This window comes from Chryseobacterium sp. PMSZPI, assembly GCF_002835665.1.
GTDB lineage: Bacteria > Bacteroidota > Bacteroidia > Flavobacteriales > Weeksellaceae > Chryseobacterium.
Genome location: NZ_PIZV01000075.1, coordinates 1 through 20,615, shown reverse-complemented (window position 1 = coordinate 20,615; position 20,615 = coordinate 1). Strand labels below are relative to the sequence as shown.

At 35.6% G+C, this 20,615-nt stretch carries 18 protein-coding genes; 10 read left to right on the top strand and 8 right to left on the bottom strand.

Annotated features, from left to right (window positions below):
- Positions 1-61 precede the first annotated feature (61 nt).
- On the bottom strand, positions 62-1,582 hold the full coding sequence (gene hutH / locus CW752_RS15660; RefSeq protein ID WP_101240636.1) for a histidine ammonia-lyase: 1,521 nt from the start codon (positions 1,580-1,582) through the stop codon (positions 62-64).
- Positions 1,583-1,680: 98 nt separating this feature from the next.
- Here hutH and CW752_RS15655 point away from each other — a divergent pair, with 98 nt between their 5' ends.
- Complete coding sequence (locus CW752_RS15655) at positions 1,681-2,937, top strand: NAD(P)/FAD-dependent oxidoreductase (protein WP_101240635.1); 1,257 nt, start codon at positions 1,681-1,683, stop codon at positions 2,935-2,937.
- A 41-nt stretch (positions 2,938-2,978) separates the two neighbouring features.
- Here the strand turns inward: CW752_RS15655 and CW752_RS15650 are convergent, their stop codons facing one another.
- Together CW752_RS15650 and CW752_RS17095 are read right to left on the bottom strand one after the other, a co-directional pair.
- On the bottom strand, positions 2,979-4,271 hold the full coding sequence (locus tag CW752_RS15650; RefSeq protein WP_101240634.1) for a phenylacetate--CoA ligase family protein: 1,293 nt from the start codon (positions 4,269-4,271) through the stop codon (positions 2,979-2,981).
- 72 nt (positions 4,272-4,343) lie between these two features.
- The gene (locus CW752_RS17095; RefSeq protein ID WP_101240633.1) at positions 4,344-6,029 is read right to left on the bottom strand and encodes a M23 family metallopeptidase; all 1,686 of its coding nucleotides are present in this window, start codon (positions 6,027-6,029) and stop codon (positions 4,344-4,346) included.
- A 427-nt stretch (positions 6,030-6,456) separates the two neighbouring features.
- On the opposite strand from CW752_RS17095, the gene ileS reads away from it, so the two are divergent.
- The 7 genes from ileS (at position 6,457) to trpS (ending at position 13,401) form a co-directional block, all read left to right on the top strand.
- Positions 6,457-9,852, top strand: a complete 3,396-nt coding sequence (gene ileS / locus CW752_RS15640; RefSeq protein ID WP_101240632.1) for an isoleucine--tRNA ligase — start codon at positions 6,457-6,459, stop codon at positions 9,850-9,852.
- Between the two features lie 58 nt (positions 9,853-9,910).
- Entirely contained in the window at positions 9,911-10,291 is a 381-nt protein-coding gene (locus tag CW752_RS15635; RefSeq protein WP_002983772.1) for a TraR/DksA family transcriptional regulator, read from the top strand.
- 77 nt (positions 10,292-10,368) lie between these two features.
- Positions 10,369-10,614, top strand: a complete 246-nt coding sequence (locus CW752_RS15630; RefSeq protein ID WP_101240631.1) for a DUF6576 domain-containing protein — start codon at positions 10,369-10,371, stop codon at positions 10,612-10,614.
- Positions 10,615-10,630: 16 nt separating this feature from the next.
- Entirely contained in the window at positions 10,631-10,825 is a 195-nt protein-coding gene (locus tag CW752_RS15625) for a DUF2683 family protein (RefSeq protein ID WP_101240630.1), read from the top strand.
- Positions 10,825-11,463, top strand: coding sequence for a lipoprotein signal peptidase (locus tag CW752_RS15620; RefSeq protein WP_101240629.1), 639 nt, complete (start codon positions 10,825-10,827; stop codon positions 11,461-11,463). The genes CW752_RS15625 and CW752_RS15620 overlap by 1 nt, the downstream gene beginning before the upstream one ends.
- 14 nt (positions 11,464-11,477) lie before the next feature.
- Positions 11,478-12,122: a vancomycin high temperature exclusion protein gene (locus CW752_RS15615; RefSeq protein WP_101240628.1), complete on the top strand. Its 645-nt coding sequence runs from the start codon at positions 11,478-11,480 to the stop codon at positions 12,120-12,122.
- Positions 12,123-12,432: 310 nt separating this feature from the next.
- Positions 12,433-13,401: a tryptophan--tRNA ligase gene (gene trpS / locus CW752_RS15610; protein ID WP_101240627.1), complete on the top strand. Its 969-nt coding sequence runs from the start codon at positions 12,433-12,435 to the stop codon at positions 13,399-13,401.
- A gap of 85 nt (positions 13,402-13,486) precedes the next feature.
- Here the strand turns inward: trpS and CW752_RS15605 are convergent, their stop codons facing one another.
- From CW752_RS15605 to CW752_RS15585, 5 genes are all read right to left on the bottom strand, one after another.
- Entirely contained in the window at positions 13,487-14,182 is a 696-nt protein-coding gene (locus CW752_RS15605; protein WP_101240626.1) for a YjjG family noncanonical pyrimidine nucleotidase, read from the bottom strand.
- Between the two features lie 203 nt (positions 14,183-14,385).
- A complete protein-coding gene (locus CW752_RS15600) occupies positions 14,386-14,976 on the bottom strand; it encodes an RNA polymerase sigma factor (RefSeq protein ID WP_047097132.1) in 591 nt (196 codons plus the stop codon).
- Positions 14,977-15,170: 194 nt separating this feature from the next.
- Positions 15,171-15,662: a hypothetical protein gene (locus tag CW752_RS15595; RefSeq protein WP_101240625.1), complete on the bottom strand. Its 492-nt coding sequence runs from the start codon at positions 15,660-15,662 to the stop codon at positions 15,171-15,173.
- 82 nt (positions 15,663-15,744) lie between these two features.
- Positions 15,745-17,025 (bottom strand): methionine adenosyltransferase, encoded by a 1,281-nt coding sequence (gene metK / locus CW752_RS15590; RefSeq protein ID WP_101240624.1) that lies wholly within the window; start codon positions 17,023-17,025, stop codon positions 15,745-15,747.
- Between the two features lie 237 nt (positions 17,026-17,262).
- Positions 17,263-18,213, bottom strand: a complete 951-nt coding sequence (locus CW752_RS15585; protein ID WP_065396444.1) for a LysR substrate-binding domain-containing protein — start codon at positions 18,211-18,213, stop codon at positions 17,263-17,265.
- A 133-nt stretch (positions 18,214-18,346) separates the two neighbouring features.
- Between CW752_RS15585 and CW752_RS15580 the strand changes: the two genes are divergently transcribed.
- Positions 18,347-19,834, top strand: a complete 1,488-nt coding sequence (locus tag CW752_RS15580; RefSeq protein ID WP_101240623.1) for a catalase — start codon at positions 18,347-18,349, stop codon at positions 19,832-19,834.
- A 105-nt stretch (positions 19,835-19,939) separates the two neighbouring features.
- The coding region (locus tag CW752_RS15575) for an enoyl-CoA hydratase/isomerase family protein (protein ID WP_101240622.1) at positions 19,940-20,615 on the top strand (676 nt) is incomplete at its 3' end.

Genomic DNA, 20,615 nt, shown 5'->3' with positions numbered 1-20,615 from the left:
CGTTTTTAGTTTTTTTAAGTTAGCTATATTTGTTTTATAGACAATTGACCACAGCTAATAGTTACATTGCCTTTAAATATTTCTTCACTTCTTCCAGATATGGATACATCACCATATCATTTGAAAATGCAGGAATAATTTTTCGGATTTCATCATACAATTCTTTTGTAGATGACGAAACCTTATTCTGAAACCCAAGATATTCAATTGCCTGAATAATTGTAATAGCTTCAATTGCCAATACTTCGAAAGCATTCTCTATTACTTTTCTGCAGATCACTGCAGCGTTGGTTCCCATGCTTACGATATCCTGATTATCATTATTATTCGGAATACTGTGAACATACATGGAGTTCGACAACATCTGGCTCTCTGCCGTAGTAGAAGTTGCCGTAAACTGTACCCCCTGCATCCCGAAATTGAAACCTAATTTACCTAAATTTACAAAAGGAGGCAAGATTTCATTGATTTTGGCATTCAAAAGATAATTTAATTGTCTTTCGGCAAGCATGGTCAACTTAGTCACCACAATTTTCAGTTTATCCATTTCTAAAGATATATAATCTCCGTGAAAGTTTCCACCATGGTAAACATGCTGTTCTTCAACATTGATGATCGGATTATCATTGGCAGAATTGATTTCATTCTCAAGAACCTTTTCTGTGTATTCCAATGTATCTAACACCGGGCCTAAAATCTGAGGAACACATCGTAAAGAATAATATTCCTGAACTTTTTCTTTAAATACTTTTTCCTGCTCTTCAAAATGGGTATACAGGTGATCCTCTCTTTTTCTGATTAATTTACTATCAGCTAAGTGGGCACGCATTCTTTCTGCTACCTTCTGCTGACCATAATGTCTCTTGGTTCCATTTAAAGCTTCTGATAAATGATCATCATAAGCCTGAACAATCTCATTAATAGCACAAGAAAGTTTAATGGAAATATCTGTTAATTGATTAGCTTTATAAGCATTCACAATACCGATTCCCGACATCACTGAAGTCCCATTCATTAGAGCAAGCCCTTCACGGATTTCTACTTTGATAGGCTCTAGCCCTTCAACAGCAAAAACATCTTTTGTCGCCTTTCTTTCTCCTTTATAGAAAACCTCTCCTTCTCCGATTAAAACTAAAGCAAGATGAGCCAACTGAACTAAATCTCCACTTGCGCCCACTCCACCATGTTCAAAAATCAAAGGAATAATATCTCTGTTGATCAATTCCTGGAGAAGGTAAATAACGGATTCGTGTACTCCTGAATTCCCTAGTGACAGAGTATTCAGTCTTGCCAGCATACACGCCTTAACTTCCTGAGCAGGCAAAGGATTTCCAATGCCCGAGGAATGGCTTCTGATTAAATTATATTGAAGCTGGTGAGTATCTTCATCACTGATCTTGAACTGAGCCATCGGTCCAAAGCCGGTGTTGACACCATATATTACTTTATTTTTTGAAAACTCCTTTAAAAACTGAAAGCTAGCATCCACTCTCGATAAAAGCGAATCATCCAGTTCTATTTTTTCATTTTTAATGATAATTTCTTGAAAATCTTTCAGTCCTAAAAAGTTATTTATTTTCATTAATCAAAAGTAATAGTTGATAATTTTGTAAAATATTAATTATTTGTCACTAATTTTGCGGCAAAGATAGAAGTTATTATTAAAATAAAAAATCAAAGATGAGCAAAGAATTTGTTGACGTTCTTGTAATCGGAGCCGGACCTTCCGGATGCGTATCTTCTTCATACTTAAAGAAGAATAACGTCAACGTAAAAGTCGTCGAAAAGACAAAATTCCCAAGACTTGTAGTCGGGGAAAGCTTAATTCCAAGAGTAATGGATCATTTTGATGAAGCGGGACTTTTTCCGGCATTAGACAAAATGGGCTTTGAAAAAAAGTTAGGAGCACGTTTCCTTCGTGGTGATGAAGTTTGCATTTTTGATTTCAGTAATAAATTCGGAGAGGGATGGGATTGGACCTGGCAGGTTCCGAGAGCTGATTTTGATAATACTCTTGCTCAGGAAGTCATTAGTAAAGGTATTGATCTCGAATTTGAAACTGAAGTAATCGACATCAAATTTGAAGGGACAAATTCTATCACAACCGTAAAAAATAAAGATGGAGAAACAAAAGAGATCCACGCCAAATTCGTCATCGATTCAAGTGGCTACGGAAGAGTTTTACCTAGATTATTAGATCTGGAAAAACCTTCAAAATTGTCTCCTCACTCTGCTATTTTCTCTCATGTACATGATATCAACAGAGAAGTAGGTGAAGAAGGAACTTTAATATCTTTCGACATCATTGAAACGGAAGTATGGCTTTGGGTAATTCCTTTTTCCAATGGAAATACCAGCCTAGGAATTGTAGGCCCAACAGATTATATTGAAAAACTATCTGAAAACGGAGATACAGCAGAAGCTTTAAGAAAAGCAATTTCTCTTTCGGATTATTATGTAAAACGTTTTGGAAATGTAGATTTCCTTTTTGAGCCAAAACATCTGAAAGATTATTCCTGCTCAGTAAAGAATCTTTTCGGAGACGGATTTGCGTTAACAGGCAATGCCTCCGAATTTCTTGATCCCGTTTTCTCATCAGGGATGGCCTTTGCCACAGAATCGGGAATGCTTGCCGCAAAACTGGCTTTAAGACAATTAAACGGTGAAAAAATCGACTGGCAAACAGAATATACAGACTATATTTTATATGGTGTAGATGTTTTCACTACTTATGTAAAAGAATGGTATACCGGAAATCTTCAGGAATTATTTTTCCACCAACCGGAAAACCCGGATGTAAAGAAAAAGATTTGTGCTGTATTGGCAGGCTATGTCTGGAATAAAGACAACCCTTTTGTGAAAAAGCATGATACAGTAATCAAGAACCTTGCAAACCTCATCAAACTGGAAAAACAGGAAGAACAAAATCAATCATAAAAGAACGGTCTGGAGTCCAGACCGTTCTTTGTTTATTTAATTTATCTCAGATCAATAAATGTGATCGGCTTTCTGCTGTTGGGGTTAAACACTATTTTAGACAAAATATCAAATTCAACAATTTCAATTTTAGGGCTTACTCTCAGTTTAGCGCGGAAATGATCTCTTACTTCATTCACAAAATTTTCATTTTCCTCTTCTGTACTTAACTTGATAATAATTTCATCAAGTCCGATTTCATTAGCCTGAATGACAATCTGGTAACATAAAATACTAGTGAAATCATTCAGAATATCATTCAGTGCCGGTGGATAGAGTGTTGTTCCTTTGTATTTAATCATTTGCTGCATTCTACCGATTACAGGGCCTAATCTCATCGTGTTTCTCCCACATTTACATGGTTGATAATGTGCTTTTACAATATCTCCTGTTTTAAACCTTAATAAAGGAATAGCTTCTACTCCCAAGGTGGTAATAGTAAGCTCACCACTTTCTCCCTCTTTCACAGGAGCTCCAAGATCATCAAGAATTTCTGTAATGATCAGTTCCGGATGATGATGTCCCCCAATCTGATATTCGCATTCGGTGAATGCTGTGCTCATCTCGGTTGAAGCATAAGTAGAAAAAAGTTTAATATTCCATTTTTCTTTAATTTTTTGTGAAAGTATATTATCCGTAAAATCCTGATTTTTGATGCTTTCTCCAATACAAACAGCTCCATATACACTGGAATTCTTATAATCCAAACCATGTTTTTCGGCAAAATCAATCATTTTCAGTAAGAAAGATGGGACGGTGATCAAGTATTTAGGTTTATATCTAAATATTGAATCCCACTGCAATTCAGGAATTCCCGGCCCCATTCTTACCACACTCGCACCCATTTTTCTTAATCCTAAAAAATAAGCAAGACCGGCCATAAACCTTTTGTCTATGGTGGTAATCATTTGCACCACATCTCCTTTTTGAATTCCCGCGCATGCAAAAGAGATGGCTTCATTATATGCCAGCCTTTCAAGATCATTATCCGACAATCCGAATGTGACAGGATCTCCCAGCGTCCCTGAAGTTGTACTGTAATCCACAATCTTATCTGCAGAAATACAGAAAAAATCGTGATTATGCTGTTGCAAATCATTCTTTGTTGTAGTAGGGATTTTCTTCAAATCTTCTAAGGTCCGAATATCCTCAATATTGATATTATTTCCCCTGAACAACTTTTGATAAAAAGGTGAACAATTTTCAAGATAAATTAAAAGGTCTCTAAGCTTCTCTTCCTGAAACTTTTTGATCTCCTGAATGCTGGCTTTTTCGATTGACGGATGGAATTCCAATGATTTTAATTTTGAGCAAATGTATTTAATTAAATTAAAAGATTGAAGGATTAAAACATTTAAAAGATGAGTCTATCTCTGAAATGTAAAAGTCTGGATATTGACATTCCCAGCCGTATTGGCTGTAGTAACTTTCAATGTATGTGAGCCTGAGCCTTTCGGGCATTTCTCATCAAAAGCATAAACAAAATCATTCTTCACTCTTGCAAAACGAAGCCATTTTCCGTCCAGTTCCGCACGGAACGAAACAATATCTCCCACTTTTGTAGTTCCTTTCAATCGTAAGGTACTGTTGTTAACAACTGCTCCTTCTTTCCAATCCGGGGAAACAAATGGTAAACTATTATCTAAGATCAGTTTCACTGTTCCCAGCCTGTTAAACTGTCCTTCTACCCGATCGCCATTCCACTTTCCTTTTACGGCATCTGCATCACTCCCATAATCAAACAAAAGGACAGCTTTGTTTTTTTCGTCTTGGTCTAGTTTTCTGTTCGGTCTTATTTTCACTGTATAATTATCATGGACAGGAACATAGGGATTGTGAAGATTAATAATATTGGAAATCACGCCAGGATCTGTATCCTGTTTTTCATTAGCATTAAAATTAACTGCATCGTATACCGCATTTTTACTGAAATTAATTTCAGCATTCTGTGTAGTGATTGTTTTAGCTTCATTGGGCTGCACAATATTTCCTGTCGGGTTAATTTTATTCACTGATGTACCAAGCTGAACTTTTGTTGCTAATCGGCTTGTATTACCTTTAACATCTTTTAAAACGATTTCAATAGTATGAGCTTCATTATCCTGAAGGTTGATAATTCCTGATAAATTGGGAAGACTATAATTTGGCAATTTCATTCCCGGCAAAACAGATAGATGCTGAATACTCATCTTATCTCTGGAGAATTTGGTATAATCAATACATCCATTCTCATAGCGGGTATCATCATAACTTATTTTATCAATGGAAAAACCATAAATCAATTTACCATCCATCAATAATTCCGCCTGATAAACTCCAAGGTTAAATCCTTGATTCGCTTTATCCACAGCTTTTATTGCAAAGCTTATCGTTGGTGAATTTACTCTGACAATATCTGCTGTATAAGTATTTCCAGCTTTTTTCACTGCAATTGCATTAGCTCCCGGCTCATACGTACTGAATCTTCTGTCATACCAATACAATCCACTAATAATCGGAGCTACAGAATCTGGGATTGCAAAGCCAAAAAGCAACGGATTGAGACATTCTTCGGTTTTGGTATCTCGTATTTCAAAATGTAAATGTGGGCCTGCTGATCCACCGGTATTTCCACTCAAAGCAATCAATTGTCCTTTTGTCACAGGAAATTGTCCCGGCTGAAAAGTGATATCCTGCTCCCATTTTTCGTCTTTATATTGTTGCTCCTTCACATACGCATCAAGTTTATCAAAATATTTATTTAAATGAGCATAAACAGTTGTATATCCATTTGGGTGAGTAATATATATTGCATTTCCAAAACCGTATCGCTCTACTTTTATTCTGCTTACATACCCTTCTGCTGCTGCCAAAACAGATAAGTTTTCCTGACTATTGGTACGAAGATCCAATCCCATATGAAAATGATTGGAGCGAACCGCTCCAAAATTGGCTGCCAGCTGCATAGGAATGTTCAATGGGTTTCGGAAATAGTTTTGGGGATAATTTTGAGCTTGCGTGTTGATGGTATTGATAAAACAAACAATAAACATCAGTTTACAAAAGATTTTCATACATCATTTTAGTTTAGGTCTATTTAAATATATGAAATTTCAAGCAATGATCGTGCTATTTTAATCTTGTGTAACTTTGGATACTTTTTTAAACCACAGATGGCACAGATTTTCACAGATGATTGGGAATAAAAATTATTATCGTTTTAAAATCTGCGTAATCTGGAATATCTGCGAGAGTATATTTCTTTTTCTGGTAGAATTTCATGCAATATATTACCTTAGAATCAGGCGGAAAGTTCCTTCAAATATCTCAAAAAAATTCAATTAACAATGAAATCAGATGCACCCTTATCCGCTTTTATCATTTATATTTCTGAAATTGAACTTTTTAATAGATGATATCAAAATAAAACATATATTATAAACCGACAAAAATCACTAAATTTGCAAACTTAATTAATCAACGAATATTGAGATATTTACAATGAGCCAATTTAAAGAATATAAAAACCTCAACCTTATTGACATAGCCGAGAATGTAGCGGAATTTTGGAAACTGAATAAAACTTTCAGCAAGAGTGTTGAGATTCGCGAGGGTAATCCTGAGTTTGTATTTTACGAAGGTCCGCCTTCAGCAAATGGAATGCCTGGAATTCACCACGTAATGGCAAGAGCATTGAAAGATATTTTCTGCCGTTACCAGACGCAGAACGGAAAGCAGGTTTTCCGTAAGGCGGGTTGGGATACCCATGGCCTTCCTGTGGAACTGGGTGTAGAAAAAGAATTAGGAATTACAAAAGAAGATATCGGTAAAAAAATATCGATTGAAGATTACAACAAAGCTTGTCGTGAAGCTGTAATGCGTTATACTGATGTTTGGAATAACCTTACTGAAAAAATCGGATATTGGGTAGATCTTAATGATCCGTATATCACGTATAAGTCAAAATATATGGAAACCGTTTGGTGGTTGTTAAAGCAATTATATGACAAAAGCTTGTTGTATAAAGGATATACGATCCAGCCTTACTCTCCAAAAGCAGGAACAGGACTTTCTTCACATGAATTGAATCAGCCCGGAACGTATCGTGATGTTTCTGACACTACAGTTGTGGCTCAGTTTAAAGTTAAAAAAGATTCATCTGCCCTATTCAACGATGTTGACGGAGATGTACATATCCTGGCTTGGACGACGACTCCATGGACGTTGCCATCCAACACTGCCCTTACAGTAGGTAGAGATATTGAATATGTTGTAGTTAAAACATTCAATCAATATACATTCGAGCCGGTAACAGTTATTTTATCCAGCGTTCTTTTACCTAAAGTTTTCGGTAAAAAATATACAGAAGGTACTGATGAAGATTTTGCCAACTATACTCCGGAAACTAAAGTAATTCCGTTCAAAATATTAAAAGAGTTCACAGGTGAAAAGCTTGTTGACACAAAATATGAGCAATTAGTTCCTTGGTTTACGCCAAATGATAATCCTGAAAACGCTTTCAGAGTAATCCTTGGAGATTTTGTAACTACTGAGGACGGTACAGGTATCGTACATACAGCACCTACTTTTGGTGCTGATGATGCAAGAGTGGCTAAAATGGCTCAGCCTGAGATCCCGCCAATGTTGGTAAAAGATGAAAATGACAATCTTGTTCCACTGGTAGATTTACAAGGAAGATTCATCAAAGGAGAAAATGTTCCTGAAGTATTCTCAGAAAAGTATATCAAGAACGAATATTATGATGAAGGGACTGCTCCTGAAAAGTCTTGGGATGTAGAACTTGCCATCTTATTAAAAACTGAAAACAAAGCCTTCAAAGTAGAAAAGTACGTCCACTCTTATCCACACTGCTGGAGAACAGACAAACCGGTATTATACTATCCGTTGGATTCTTGGTTTGTAAAAATGACCGCTGTAAAAGACAGATTGGTTAACCTAAACAAAGAGATCAACTGGAAGCCAAAAGCTACCGGAGAAGGACGTTTTGCCAACTGGCTGGAGAATGTGAACGACTGGAACTTATCCCGTTCGAGATATTGGGGAATTCCATTGCCAATCTGGAGAACCGATGACCTGAAAGAAGAAAAGATCATGGGTTCCGTAGAAGAGCTTTATAATGAAATTGAAAAGTCTATCGCTGCAGGATTGATGACGGAAAACCCTTTCAAAGGTTTTGTCATCGGGAATATGTCTGAGTCCAACTATGAATTGGTTGATCTTCACAAAAATGTAGTAGACAAAGTAGTTTTGGTTTCTGATTCAGGAAAAGCAATGAAGCGTGAGAGCGACTTGATCGACGTTTGGTTCGATTCCGGTTCAATGCCATATGCACAATTGCACTATCCTTTTGAAAATAAAGAATTAATCGACAACAATAAAGCATTCCCGGCTGACTTCATCGCAGAAGGTGTTGACCAGACTCGTGGATGGTTCTATACACTACATGCTATCGGAACAACGGTCTTTGATTCTGTTGCTTATAAAAATGTAATGAGTAATGGTCTTGTTTTGGATAAAAACGGGCAGAAGATGTCAAAACGTTTAGGAAACGCAGTAGATCCTTTCGAAACGCTTTCTGTATACGGACCGGATGCTACCCGTTGGTATATGATCTCCAATGCCAATCCTTGGGAAAACCTGAAGTTTGATATTGAAGGAATTGATGAAGTGAGAAGAAAGTTCTTTGGGACACTTTACAACACCTATTCATTCTTTGCATTGTATGCGAATGTTGACGGGTTCAACTATTCAGAGAAAGAAGTGGAAAACCGTCCGGAAATCGACAGATGGATCCTTTCTGAATTGAATTTATTGATTAAGGAAGTAAAGGCATTCTACGAAGATTACGAACCTACAAGAGTAGCCAGAGCCATCAGTACATTTGTGAATGATAACTTGAGTAACTGGTATGTAAGATTGTGTAGAAGACGTTTCTGGAAAGGAGATTACTCTGATGATAAGATCTCCGCTTACCAGACTTTATATACTTGTCTTGAAGTAGTAGCTAAGCTATCTGCTCCTATTGCTCCATTCTTTATGGATCAATTGTATCAGGATTTAAATAAAGTAACCGGAAAAGAAAACTGTGAATCTGTACACTTAACGGACTTCCCGGTAGCTGATGAAAACTTAATCGATCAGGATCTGGTTGAAAAAACGCACTTAGCTCAGAACATTACAAGTATGGTTTTCTCTTTAAGAAAGAAAGAAAACGTAAAAGTACGTCAGCCATTACAAAAAGTATTGATTCCTGTATTGGATTCAAAAACGGAAGAACAGATTCTTGCTGTAGCAGATCTGATCAAACAGGAAGTCAACGTGAAAGAATTACAATTAATCAATGCTGAGGAAGCATCTCACTTAATTGTAAAACAGATAAAGCCAAACTTCAAAGCACTAGGACCTAAATTAGGAAAAGACATGAAGGTGGTAGGTGCCGAGATTAGCAATCTTACCACAGAACAAATTGCCGGTCTTGAAAAAGAAGGGAAACTTGATATTCAGGGGTATGAGATTACGCTTGACGATGTAGAAATCTCAACAAAAGATATTCCTGGATGGACGGTAACTTCTGACGGAAAAACAACTGTGGCATTAGATTTGACGTTAACAGATGAATTAAAATCTGAAGGTATCGCAAGAGAATTCATCAACAGAATTCAAAACCTGCGAAAAGACAAAGACTTTGAATTGACAGACAGAATTAATATCTCCATTGAAGAAAATTCACCGTTTATGGAGGATATTAAGAAAAATGAGGAATATATTTCTTCTGAGGTCTTGTCAAATAAAATAGAAATTGTATCTTCACTTTCAAATTTTAACGAAATCGAAATAGATGAGGTTAATTTTAAGATAAATATCGAAAAAAATTAACATGTAGTTATTGTATTTCAAATTCCATTTCATAATTTTATTAAAAAAGAGAAAGAATATGTCAGACGAAAGAGTTAGATACAGCGATGCTGATTTACAGGAATTTAAAGCGATCATTAAAGAAAAAATAGAAAAAGCAGAAAAAGATTTGCAACTGATCAGAGAAAGTTTCATCAATGACCAGAATAACGGAACAGATGATACTTCACCTACCTTCAAAGCATTTGAAGAAGGAGCTGAGACATTAAGTAAAGAGCAGAATTCTATTTTGGCAGGAAGACAGGAAAAATTCGTGCGTGATCTTAAGAATGCGTTAATCAGAATCGAAAATAAAACGTACGGTGTTTGTAGAGTAACAGGAAAATTAATTCCTAAGGAAAGACTTCTAGCCGTTCCTCATGCTACGTTGAGCATCGAAGCGAAAAACATGCAAAAATAACCGAAAGGTTTGTAAATAATATTGGGTTTATATCGTATTCACGGATACTTTATAAACCTAATTTTTAATGTATACCCATGAACGAGTTATTGATTTTAGGGATTATTGTTGCTATAGTTTTATTGTTTTTCAACAGAGAATGGATCAAAAACAGATTCTTTCCGGACAAACAAAGAAATTATACGATTGATGATAAGTTCAATTCCGATAAACGCGACAGGGAGAAAGAAATCGACAGGCTTTTGAGTAAAATGGGCAAAAACGGAATCAATGACCTTTCTGCAAAAGACAGAAAAAGGCTTGATGAATTGTCCAAAATGTAAAATTTAAATATAAGAAATGGAATCTATCATAGTACATCCTAAAAATTCTATGGAGCTTAGTGCGCTAAAAAGCGTTTTGAAAGAAATGAACATAAAGTTTGAGAAGGCTCACGTTAAAAGTTCATTCAATGGACAGAAAGTGATCAAGAAAGCAAGTGACAATAAAAATGTAAAACCTGCCGGCAGACCATCAAAACCTAAAGGACAATAATGAAAAAGATTTTAGCTATCACATTTTTGGTGTTGTTAATCGACCAGGCTTCAAAAATTTATATCAAAACTCATTTCAATCTGGATGACAGCATTTCTGTTTTTCCAGGCTTTAAATTAACGTTTGTAGAAAATCCCGGAATGGCTTACGGGTTTCATTTCGGAGGAATCATCGGAAAGTATTTTCTCGTTATTTTAAGAATTTTCTTAATCGGAGGAATGGTTTACATGTTTAAAAAATGGCTAAAAGAAGGAGCTTCCAATTATCTTTTGATCCCTATGTCCATTATCTTTGCAGGTGCAATCGGAAACCTTATTGATGGGATGTTCTACGGAATGATCTTTGACAGCGGAACGGTTTACGACCCGAGTATTGACCGATGGATTGGATATGGCGGGATCTCCAAAATCACTTCATTCGGTCATGGTTATTCTACTTTTATGAAAGGATGTGTTGTAGACATGCTTCACTTTCCTCTGGTAGATTGGTATGTTCCCGACAATTGGCCTTTAATCGGAGGAAAACATATTGAATTTTTTAAATATATTTTCAATGTTGCCGATTCTGCAATTACTGTAGGGGCCGCATTATTATTAATCTTCAGAAAAAAAGCGTTCCCGAACGGTCTTGAATTTTAAAAGATTTACATCGGATGAAGAAACTAATTAAAAATATTTTTAAAATTTTCCTGCTGCTTCTGGTGGCAGGAATTATTTTTGTCGCATGGGCGAATTACAGTATCAAAAAGGATAGTGAAGCATTTGTTTCTTACAATATAGCTGATATCCCGGAAACAAAAACTGCCCTGTTATTAGGAACCGGAAAAACATTAAACAATGGAATGCCGAATGCTTATTTCTACAATAGAATTAAAGCAGCTGCGGATTTGTATCAAAGCGGAAAAATACAATACATCATCGTAAGTGGCGATAATAGTACGAAAGATTATAATGAGCCCGAGGATATGCAACTGGAACTAATAAAACAAGGTATTCCGCAGGATCATATCATTTTGGACCATGCCGGTTTTAGAACATTGGATTCCGTAATAAGAGCTAAGGATATTTTCAACCAGACAAAACTGGTTATTATCTCTCAGAAGTTTCACAATGAAAGAGCTGTTTTCCTAGCGAAAAAAAATGGAATAGAAGCCTTCGGATATAATGCCGCAGATGTGAATAAATATGCGGGGTTAAAGACCAATTTGAGAGAGTATCTTGCTAAAGCCAAAGTATATTGGGATCTGATCTTTGGTATACAACCGAAATTTGGCGGGGAAAAGATTATTATTCCGTAAATTTTTTAACCACGGATTACATAGGTTTTCACAAATGATTATGGAGAAAAAGATTTGCGAAATTTGCACAATCTGCGAGAAATGACATTTAGGTTTAGGCTAAAGCCAATGGAATTGTTATTTTTATGCAAGGCGGGCTTCCTTCGTCTACGCTCAGGATCATAACCCACCTCTATTGATACAGCCAAGCAAATATTGAATTTAACAACAAGATCTTTTAATCTTTTAATCTTTTAATCTTTTAATTCATTATTCCCCCCAAACCTCGTAAATTTGCAATTCATTAATTTTTAAATATAAATTTTAAACAATGTCAAGAATTCTTACCGGCATTCAAGCCACCGGAACACCCCATCTTGGAAACTTATTAGGGGCTATTATTCCTGCGATCGAACTTTCCAAGCAGGAAGGAAATGAATCATTTTTATTTATTGCAAATCTTCATACGCTTACACAGATAAAAGATGCGCAGACTTTAAGACAAAACACCTACGAGATTGCTGCGGCTTGGCTTGCTTGTGGATTAGATACTGAAAAAACATTCTTCTACAGACAAAGTGATATCGCTGAAACCTGTGAACTATCTTGGCATTTATCATGTTTTTTCCCTTATCAAAGATTAACATTGGCTCATTCGTTTAAAGATAAGGCAGACCGTCTTCAGGATGTGAACGCAGGTCTGTTTACCTATCCTATCCTGATGGCAGCAGATATTTTGTTGTATGATGCAGAGATTGTTCCTGTAGGAAAAGACCAGCTCCAGCATTTGGAAATTGCAAGAGATGTAGCATCCAGATTCAATAATCAAATGGGCGAAGTTCTTGTTTTACCACAGGCAGAACTTCAAGAAGACACAAAATATGTTCCTGGAACTGATGGACGTAAAATGTCCAAATCGATGGGAAATATCATTAATATCTTCCTGCCTGAAAAGGAATTGAAAAAACAGGTAATGAGTATTGAATCAGATTCTAAATCTTTAGAAGAGCCTAAAGACCCGGAAACGGATAAGACTTTCCAGATCTATGAACTTATCGCCACACCTGAGCAAACCGAAGAGCTAAGAGCAAAATATCTGGCTGGAAACTTCGGATATGGACACGCTAAGAAAGAGCTTTTAGATCTTATCCTTATTCGTTTTGCCAAAGAAAGAGAAATATTCTCTTATTATATGAATAACCTTGATGAGCTTGAAACAAAACTACAACAAGGGGCAGAAAAAACAAGACCTATCGCAATGGAAACTCTTAAAAGGGTAAGAACAAGTTTAGGGTTTTAACCCCGGATTTTTCAGCATAATAAAAGACTGCTTCAAATAATGAAGCAGCCTTTTTATTTTTCAGCTAAAGTATCGGGACTTCAGACTATAAATATTCTTTAATTTGTTGAAGATGGGTTATGGACTTTAATCCGACTTCCTTTTTCTCTTCCTTATAGACATCAAAAAAGATAGTTTCCATTCCGAAATCTCTTCCTCCTATAGCATCAGCGATCCAGTCATCACCGATCATAATACTTTCTTCTTTCTTTGCTTCTGATAGCCCAAGAGAGTATTCAAAAATCTTAGGATTGGGTTTTCTTACTCCTACGGCATCCGCGCTTGTAATGGTCTTAAAATAAGGGGCAATTCCGGATAATGTACATTTCCTTTCCGTAACCTCCTGAAAACCGTTGGAAATAATGTGTAATGTATAATTCTTGGCTTTTAAATAATCAAGAATATCTTCTGCTCCTTCTACCAATTCATTATGACTCACAATATTATCCAAAAAGTTCTCTTCAAAATAAAGGGACAATTCTTTGTCATCTACCCCAAAATGTTTGAATGAGTCATAAAAACGGTGTTCTCTCAAATACTCTTTGCCTATAATACCATCTCTGATCTTTTCCCATAAACTTTCGTTGATTTCATGGTAAACAGCATGAAACTCTTCAAAGTCAATTTTATACTTTGAAGTAATTTCTTTTTTTTCGAAAAGATCTTTGATAGTCAGATAGGCATTTCTGCGATGATCCCAGAGCGTATTGTCTAGGTCAAAAAAAACGTGCTGCATTTTCATACAGCACAAAGTTAATAATTTTAATTTTTTGAGATAGGATAATTTTTGCTCTTACTTTTTACAATTTCTACACTTTTAGAAAAATTGAGCAAAAAATCAATGGTCTGTTTTTTAGGTTTCAAAGTTTTCACTTTTAAGGAGTCATTTTTTTTCATAAGCGAAGTATGTTTTCCTTAAAACGTGAATTTTTACAAAATATTATCTTATCTGGTTAATATTATATTATTTTCATCCATGATTTTTCTCAGGTTTATTAATGCATATCTTACCCTACCTAATGTGGTATTGATACTCATATCTGTATGATCTGCAATCTCTTTAAAGCTTAAACCGTCAAAAAACCTTAATTTAATCACTTCCTGCTGATTAAGCGGAAGAAATTGTAACATCCTTAGCAAGTCTTCTTGAATTTGATTAGAAACAAGCTGGTCCTCGATATTCTCAGAAGGTTCTCTGATCAGGTCAAAAATAGAATACTCATCTGTTTCAAAAGTAGTTTCTGAAACTTTAATATTCTTGGCTTTTGACCGGAAATGATCAATGATTAAATTATGGGAAATTCTTTTAGCCCAAAGAATGAATTTACCTTCTTCGTTATAGCGTCCTTCTTTCAGCATCACAATGATTTTCATGAATGTATCCTGAAAAATATCGTTGGCTAAATCTTCATCATTAATTTTGTAAAAAATGAATGTAAACAGTTCTCTCTGATGGCGATGAATAAGGGTTGATAACGCTCCTTCATCACCTTTCTGGTAAAGCGAAATTAGTAAACTATCCGATTTTGATTTCATAACTCTTCTCAATATAAATATTTGCAGACAGGTATACTCCAGATATCCATCTGGCTTTTGCTGTATATACAAAACGATTCTTAGAGTAGAGTCTCTTCTATAGGCGGGTACAATTATATTATGGTGTAAATATAATAATTTTTTAATAACTGTTAACCTATTATTAAATTTTCACAATAAAAATTTAAAAAAAATCACTTAAACATATCATGAATGAACACAGTAGGGATATTTAATGTCAAATTAACATTTAATCCTTTCATTTCTTTTCCATTCAAACGGGTATCTCCGATAGGGAAAGCATAGCCTCCTGTAAGGTCTAACATTCCAAATAAAGTAACTCCGATTTTAGGGGCTATATATTTATTGGTACCTTCTGCACCCACTAAAAAGTAGTAGGAATGATAGAAGTCTACATTTTTTTCAAAATTAAGCAATACATCTGCCTGTAGTTTCGGCATAATTGCAAATTTCGAATCGGCAACTCCCATCAAAGCGGATGCGCCCAATCTGTAAATCACATCATCATTTTTAAGAAAAAGCAATTTACCTCCCACTTCCCCAAAACTTTGATTCTGATAAGTATATCCCACACTAATCATTTTATGCATCGTATATTGAGCTTTTGCTAATGTACTTAGAAAAAACAGGGAAAGGATTGCGATTGCAGTTCGAAAATTCATCATCTTTCAATTAATTAAAGTGTAAAAATAAAAAAAACTGCCTTATCTGAAGATAAAGCAGCTCATTTATTCGTTAAAGAAGAAATTAAATTCCGAAAGCGGCCTTAATTTCTTCTACTTTGTCTAATTTTTCCCAAGTGAAGAACTCAAGATCTTTCAATGTAAGCTCATTCTTATGACCTTTATTGAAAGTTTTATCAGCAACATAATGTTCTTTACCCATATGTCCGTAAGAAGCTGTTTCCTGATAGATAGGATTTCTCAATTTTAGGTTTTGCTCGATTGCATATGGTCTTAAATCGAAAATTGCAGACACTTTTTTAGCAATATCACCATCGTGAAGATCTACTTTCGCAGTTCCGTAAGTGTTGATATATAAACCACAAGGCTCAGCGACTCCGATAGCGTAAGAAACCTGAACCAAAACTTCATCAGCTACTCCTGCTGCTACAAGGTTTTTAGCAATGTGTCTTGTCGCATAAGCTGCACTTCTGTCTACTTTTGAAGGGTCTTTTCCTGAGAATGCACCTCCACCGTGAGCACCTTTTCCACCGTAAGTATCTACAATGATTTTTCTTCCTGTAAGACCAGTATCTCCATGAGGACCTCCAATTACGAATTTACCTGTAGGATTAATATGATATTTAATCTGATCATTGAATAATGCCTTAATCTCTTCAGTCTGCTGTGCAACAACTCTAGGAACAAGGATATTTTTGATATCTTCACGAATCTTGTTCAACATTTCTTCTTCCGTACCGAAATCATCATGCTGAGTAGAAACTACAATAGAATCAATTCTGATTGGTTTATGATCGTCAGAATACTCAATAGTTACCTGACTTTTTGCATCAGGACGTAAGTAAGCAATCTCTTTATTTTCTCTTCTGATTGCAGAAAGTTCCTTAAGGATAGTATGTGCCAAATCTAACGCAAGAGGCATATAGTTCGCTGTTTCGTTGGTAGCATAACCAAACATCATTCCTTGGTCACCAGCTCCCTGTGCATTTGCTTTAGCTTCAAAAGACTCATCATTTACAGCTCTGTCAACACCCTGGTTGATATCAGGAGACTGTTCATGGATTGCAGAAATCACTCCACAAGAATCACCATTGAACATATATTCACCCTTTGTATATCCAATTCCGTTGATTACTTCTCTGGCAATCGTTTGAACATCAAGGTAAGCATCAGATTTTACTTCTCCTGCCAATACCACCTGTCCGGTAGTTACAAGAGTTTCACATGCTACTTTTGAACTTTTGTCATATGCTAAAAAATGATCGATTAGTGCATCGGAGATTTGATCCGCAATTTTATCCGGATGTCCTTCTGAAACTGATTCAGACGTAAATAAATAAGACATATTATTCTTTGTTTTTTAGATTAAAAATAAAATATTGTCGAAGAAAAATAAGAATAAATGGCCCGAAAAAAGAATACTGTTTTAGCATTTTTTTATAGAGGTTGCAATCAGGTCAAATTTTTCCTCGTTAATAAACGTCAGCAAATTTAAGCACTATTTTTCTAATACTCAAAAAATTTGTTTACTAATTATAATTTTCTTTAAATTAATGATTTATATCATTGTAAAGCCTTTTTATTACTGAGGCTTTATGCTTACAAATTCTTTTGGGCTCTCGTGATAATTCAGCTTCAATTCTAAAGAATTTTTGATAGAATGTGATAATTCATCAATGATCTTTTGTTTAAAAGTCGGCTTATAATATATAATACTGATCTCTCTGTATGGGAATGGTTTTTTGAATCTGAATACGTTCTTTTTCTGTTCTTCCGAAAGCTGGCTAAGAGCAAGCTCCGGCAAAATACTGATTCCTCCCACTTTATCTACCATATGTACCAAAGTCTGAATATTGGAAGCCAGGAAATCTAAATTTTTAGGTTTCAACGTATTTTCTTTCAGATGGCAGATATTTTCGAACTGATTTCTAAGGCAATTACCTTCTTCAAGCAACCAAACTTTTTCTACATTCAATTCTTCAGGGATAATATAAGAGTTCTTTTTGTTCGCTTCAGTATTGGAACTGTAGATCATCAATTCTTCATTGAATAAGAAATCCTGATAAAACTCATCAGCGGTATCATAAGGAGTAGAAATAATTCCTGCATCCAATTCTCCGGCTTTTAAAGCTTTAATAATATTATCAGTTGTCATTTCTTTTACATTCATCTGGATTTTTGGATTTTCCTCAAGGAATTTGAAGATTTCCGTAGGCAGAATGAATGAAGAAACAGTAGGAATAATTCCCAAATTGATCGTTCCTCCTAAAATATTATTCAAAAGATTGGCTTTGTTTTTCAGCTCATTGACAGACTCTATAATAACCTTAGCCTGATCGATGATCTGAAGACCTACATCTGTAGTACGGATTGGGTGTGTAGTTCTGTCGAAAACCTTCACATCCAATTCATCTTCAAATTTCTGTATCATGGCGCTTAAGGTAGGCTGTGTAATGAAGCACGCCTGAGCTGCTTTACCAAAATGTTTATACTTATCAACAGCGATAAGGTATTCCAGTTGCTGAATGTTCATTTGATTAATATTATCTATTACAAAGATATAACGTTTTTGCTATTAGCAATTAAAAATTCAAGTAAATTTGATATTTAGTACCTTTACACTTGGATTTAGAAAACAAGAGAACAATTATTCAAATCATCAATATATGGATTCTAAAAAATTAACGTTAAGTAACGGCGCACCTTATTATGAGCACCAGGATTCGCAGACGGTAGGACCAAGAGGCCCGGTATTGTTGCAGGACTTTATTCTTCAGGAAAATCTTGCACATTTCGTTAGGGAAAGAATTCCTGAAAGAATTGTGCATGCCAAAGGAAGCGGTGCCTATGGAACATTTACCGTAACTCATGATATCAGCCAGTATACCAAGGCAAAACTTTTCTCAAAAATAGGGAACTCATGCAGAATGTTTGCCCGTTTCTCTACTGTAGGTGGAGAAAAAGGAAGTGCAGATACAGCAAGAGACCCAAGAGGATTTGCTTTAAAATTTTATACTGAAGATGGAAACTGGGATCTTGTTGGAAACAACACTCCTGTATTCTTTATTAAGGATGCTAAAAAGTTCCCTGACTTTATTCATACCCAAAAGAGACTTCCAAAAACAAATTTAAAGAGTGCTACGATGATGTGGGATTTCTGGAGTTTAAACCCCGAATCACTTCATCAGGTTCTTATATTAATGTCAGACAGAGGAACACCTTATGGTTACCGACATATGCACGGCTTTGGTTCTCATACATTCTCAATGATCAATGACCAGAATGAAAGAGTTTGGGTGAAATTCCATTTCAAAACAAAACAGGGAGTAAAAAACTTCACGGATGAAGAAGCCGTAAAAATGGCGGGAGAAAATCCTGACTTTGCTCAGGAAGACCTTTGCAATGCTATTGAAAATGGGGACTTCCCGAAATGGACTCTCTACATTCAGGTAATGACGGAAGAGCAGGCAAAAGATTTCAGATGGAATCCTTTTGATGTCACCAAAGTATGGTTCCATGATGATTTTCCATTGATTGAAGTAGGTGAAATGGAGCTTAATGAAATTCCTGTCAATTATTTTGCACATGTTGAACAATCTACCTTTTCACCTAGCAGTTTGATCAACGGGATTAGTTTCTCTCCTGATAAAATGCTTCAGGGAAGATTATTTTCTTATCCTGACGCGCACCGATATAGAGTGGGAGTAAATTCGCATCAGCTTGAAGTAAACCGTTGTCCTTTTGCTGTCAATAATTATCAGAGGGATGGATATATGGCCGACTCAAGTCAATACCAGGATAAACCTAACTACTACCCTAACAGCTTCGATAACATCAAACCTGATTCATCATACAAAAGCTTTGAATATGAATTAGATAGTGCTCACGTTGCCAGTTATAATAGAAATGAAAACGACAGTGATCATTATACACAACCCGGGTTATTGTACTCAAAAGCAATGAATGCTGAAGACAGAGATCATCTGATTCAAAATATTGTGGGAAGCATGAAAGGGATAAACGGGCCGAAAAGAGATGAGATTATCAACAGGCAATTATGCCACTTTTTCAGGGCTAATATAGAGCTTGGCATGAAAGTAGCATCTCAATTAAATATTAATATTGATGCAAATATGATGAATCATTCCAAATAATCATATTGAACAATAAATTAAAAAAAAGGAAAAAAAAATAATATTTTTTCCTTTTTTTTGTAAAAAATTCATAATTTGCAAGGGATGATATTTTAAAGTGGAAAAATGAGTTACGAAAACATATTATTAAAAAAGGAAGATAAATTATCTATCATTACCATAAACAGACCTGAAAGTTTAAATGCTCTTAATGCAAAAACAATTCAGGAACTCAGTACAGCCCTTGACGAGCTTAATTCAGACAATTCTTGCAGAGTAATCATCATTACAGGAAGCGGAGAAAAGTCTTTTGTAGCCGGAGCTGACATTAAAGAATTTAGTGATTTTGGACAGGAAAAAGCTGAAGAGCTTGCCAGAAACGGACAAAACTCTCTGTTCAACAAAATTGAAAATATGACTAAACCTGTCATTGCAGCCGTTAATGGTTTTGCATTAGGCGGTGGTTTAGAGCTTGCTATGGCATGCCATATCAGATATGCATCGGAAAATGCCAAACTTGGGCTTCCTGAAGTAACACTGGGATTAATTCCAGGATACGGAGGAACTCAAAGGCTTCCAAAGCTTGTCGGAAAAGGTATTGCCAACGAAATGATCTTCTCTGCTAAAATGGTCCCTGCCCAAAAGGCAAAAGAGATTGGATTGGTAAATGAAGTATACCCTATTGAAGAATTATTAACCAAAACGAAAGAATTAGCGACTAATATTGCCCACAATTCACCAATGGCAATATCTAAGGCGATAAACGCCGTGAATTTATCTGACACGGATAAAGGTTTTGAAA

Coding starts and splice junctions, on each gene's coding strand:
- hutH (WP_101240636.1), bottom strand. CDS start 1,582: ATGAAAATAAATAACTTTTTAGGACTGAAAGATTTTCAAGAAATTATC.
- CW752_RS15655 (WP_101240635.1), top strand. CDS start 1,681: ATGAGCAAAGAATTTGTTGACGTTCTTGTAATCGGAGCCGGACCTTCC.
- CW752_RS17095 (WP_101240633.1), bottom strand. CDS start 6,029: ATGAAAATCTTTTGTAAACTGATGTTTATTGTTTGTTTTATCAATACC.
- ileS (WP_101240632.1), top strand. CDS start 6,457: ATGAGCCAATTTAAAGAATATAAAAACCTCAACCTTATTGACATAGCC.
- CW752_RS15635 (WP_002983772.1), top strand. CDS start 9,911: ATGTCAGACGAAAGAGTTAGATACAGCGATGCTGATTTACAGGAATTT.
- CW752_RS15630 (WP_101240631.1), top strand. CDS start 10,369: ATGAACGAGTTATTGATTTTAGGGATTATTGTTGCTATAGTTTTATTG.
- CW752_RS15625 (WP_101240630.1), top strand. CDS start 10,631: ATGGAATCTATCATAGTACATCCTAAAAATTCTATGGAGCTTAGTGCG.
- CW752_RS15620 (WP_101240629.1), top strand. CDS start 10,825: ATGAAAAAGATTTTAGCTATCACATTTTTGGTGTTGTTAATCGACCAG.
- CW752_RS15615 (WP_101240628.1), top strand. CDS start 11,478: ATGAAGAAACTAATTAAAAATATTTTTAAAATTTTCCTGCTGCTTCTG.
- trpS (WP_101240627.1), top strand. CDS start 12,433: ATGTCAAGAATTCTTACCGGCATTCAAGCCACCGGAACACCCCATCTT.
- CW752_RS15605 (WP_101240626.1), bottom strand. CDS start 14,182: ATGAAAATGCAGCACGTTTTTTTTGACCTAGACAATACGCTCTGGGAT.
- CW752_RS15600 (WP_047097132.1), bottom strand. CDS start 14,976: ATGAAATCAAAATCGGATAGTTTACTAATTTCGCTTTACCAGAAAGGT.
- CW752_RS15595 (WP_101240625.1), bottom strand. CDS start 15,662: ATGATGAATTTTCGAACTGCAATCGCAATCCTTTCCCTGTTTTTTCTA.
- metK (WP_101240624.1), bottom strand. CDS start 17,025: ATGTCTTATTTATTTACGTCTGAATCAGTTTCAGAAGGACATCCGGAT.
- CW752_RS15585 (WP_065396444.1), bottom strand. CDS start 18,213: ATGAACATTCAGCAACTGGAATACCTTATCGCTGTTGATAAGTATAAA.
- CW752_RS15580 (WP_101240623.1), top strand. CDS start 18,347: ATGGATTCTAAAAAATTAACGTTAAGTAACGGCGCACCTTATTATGAG.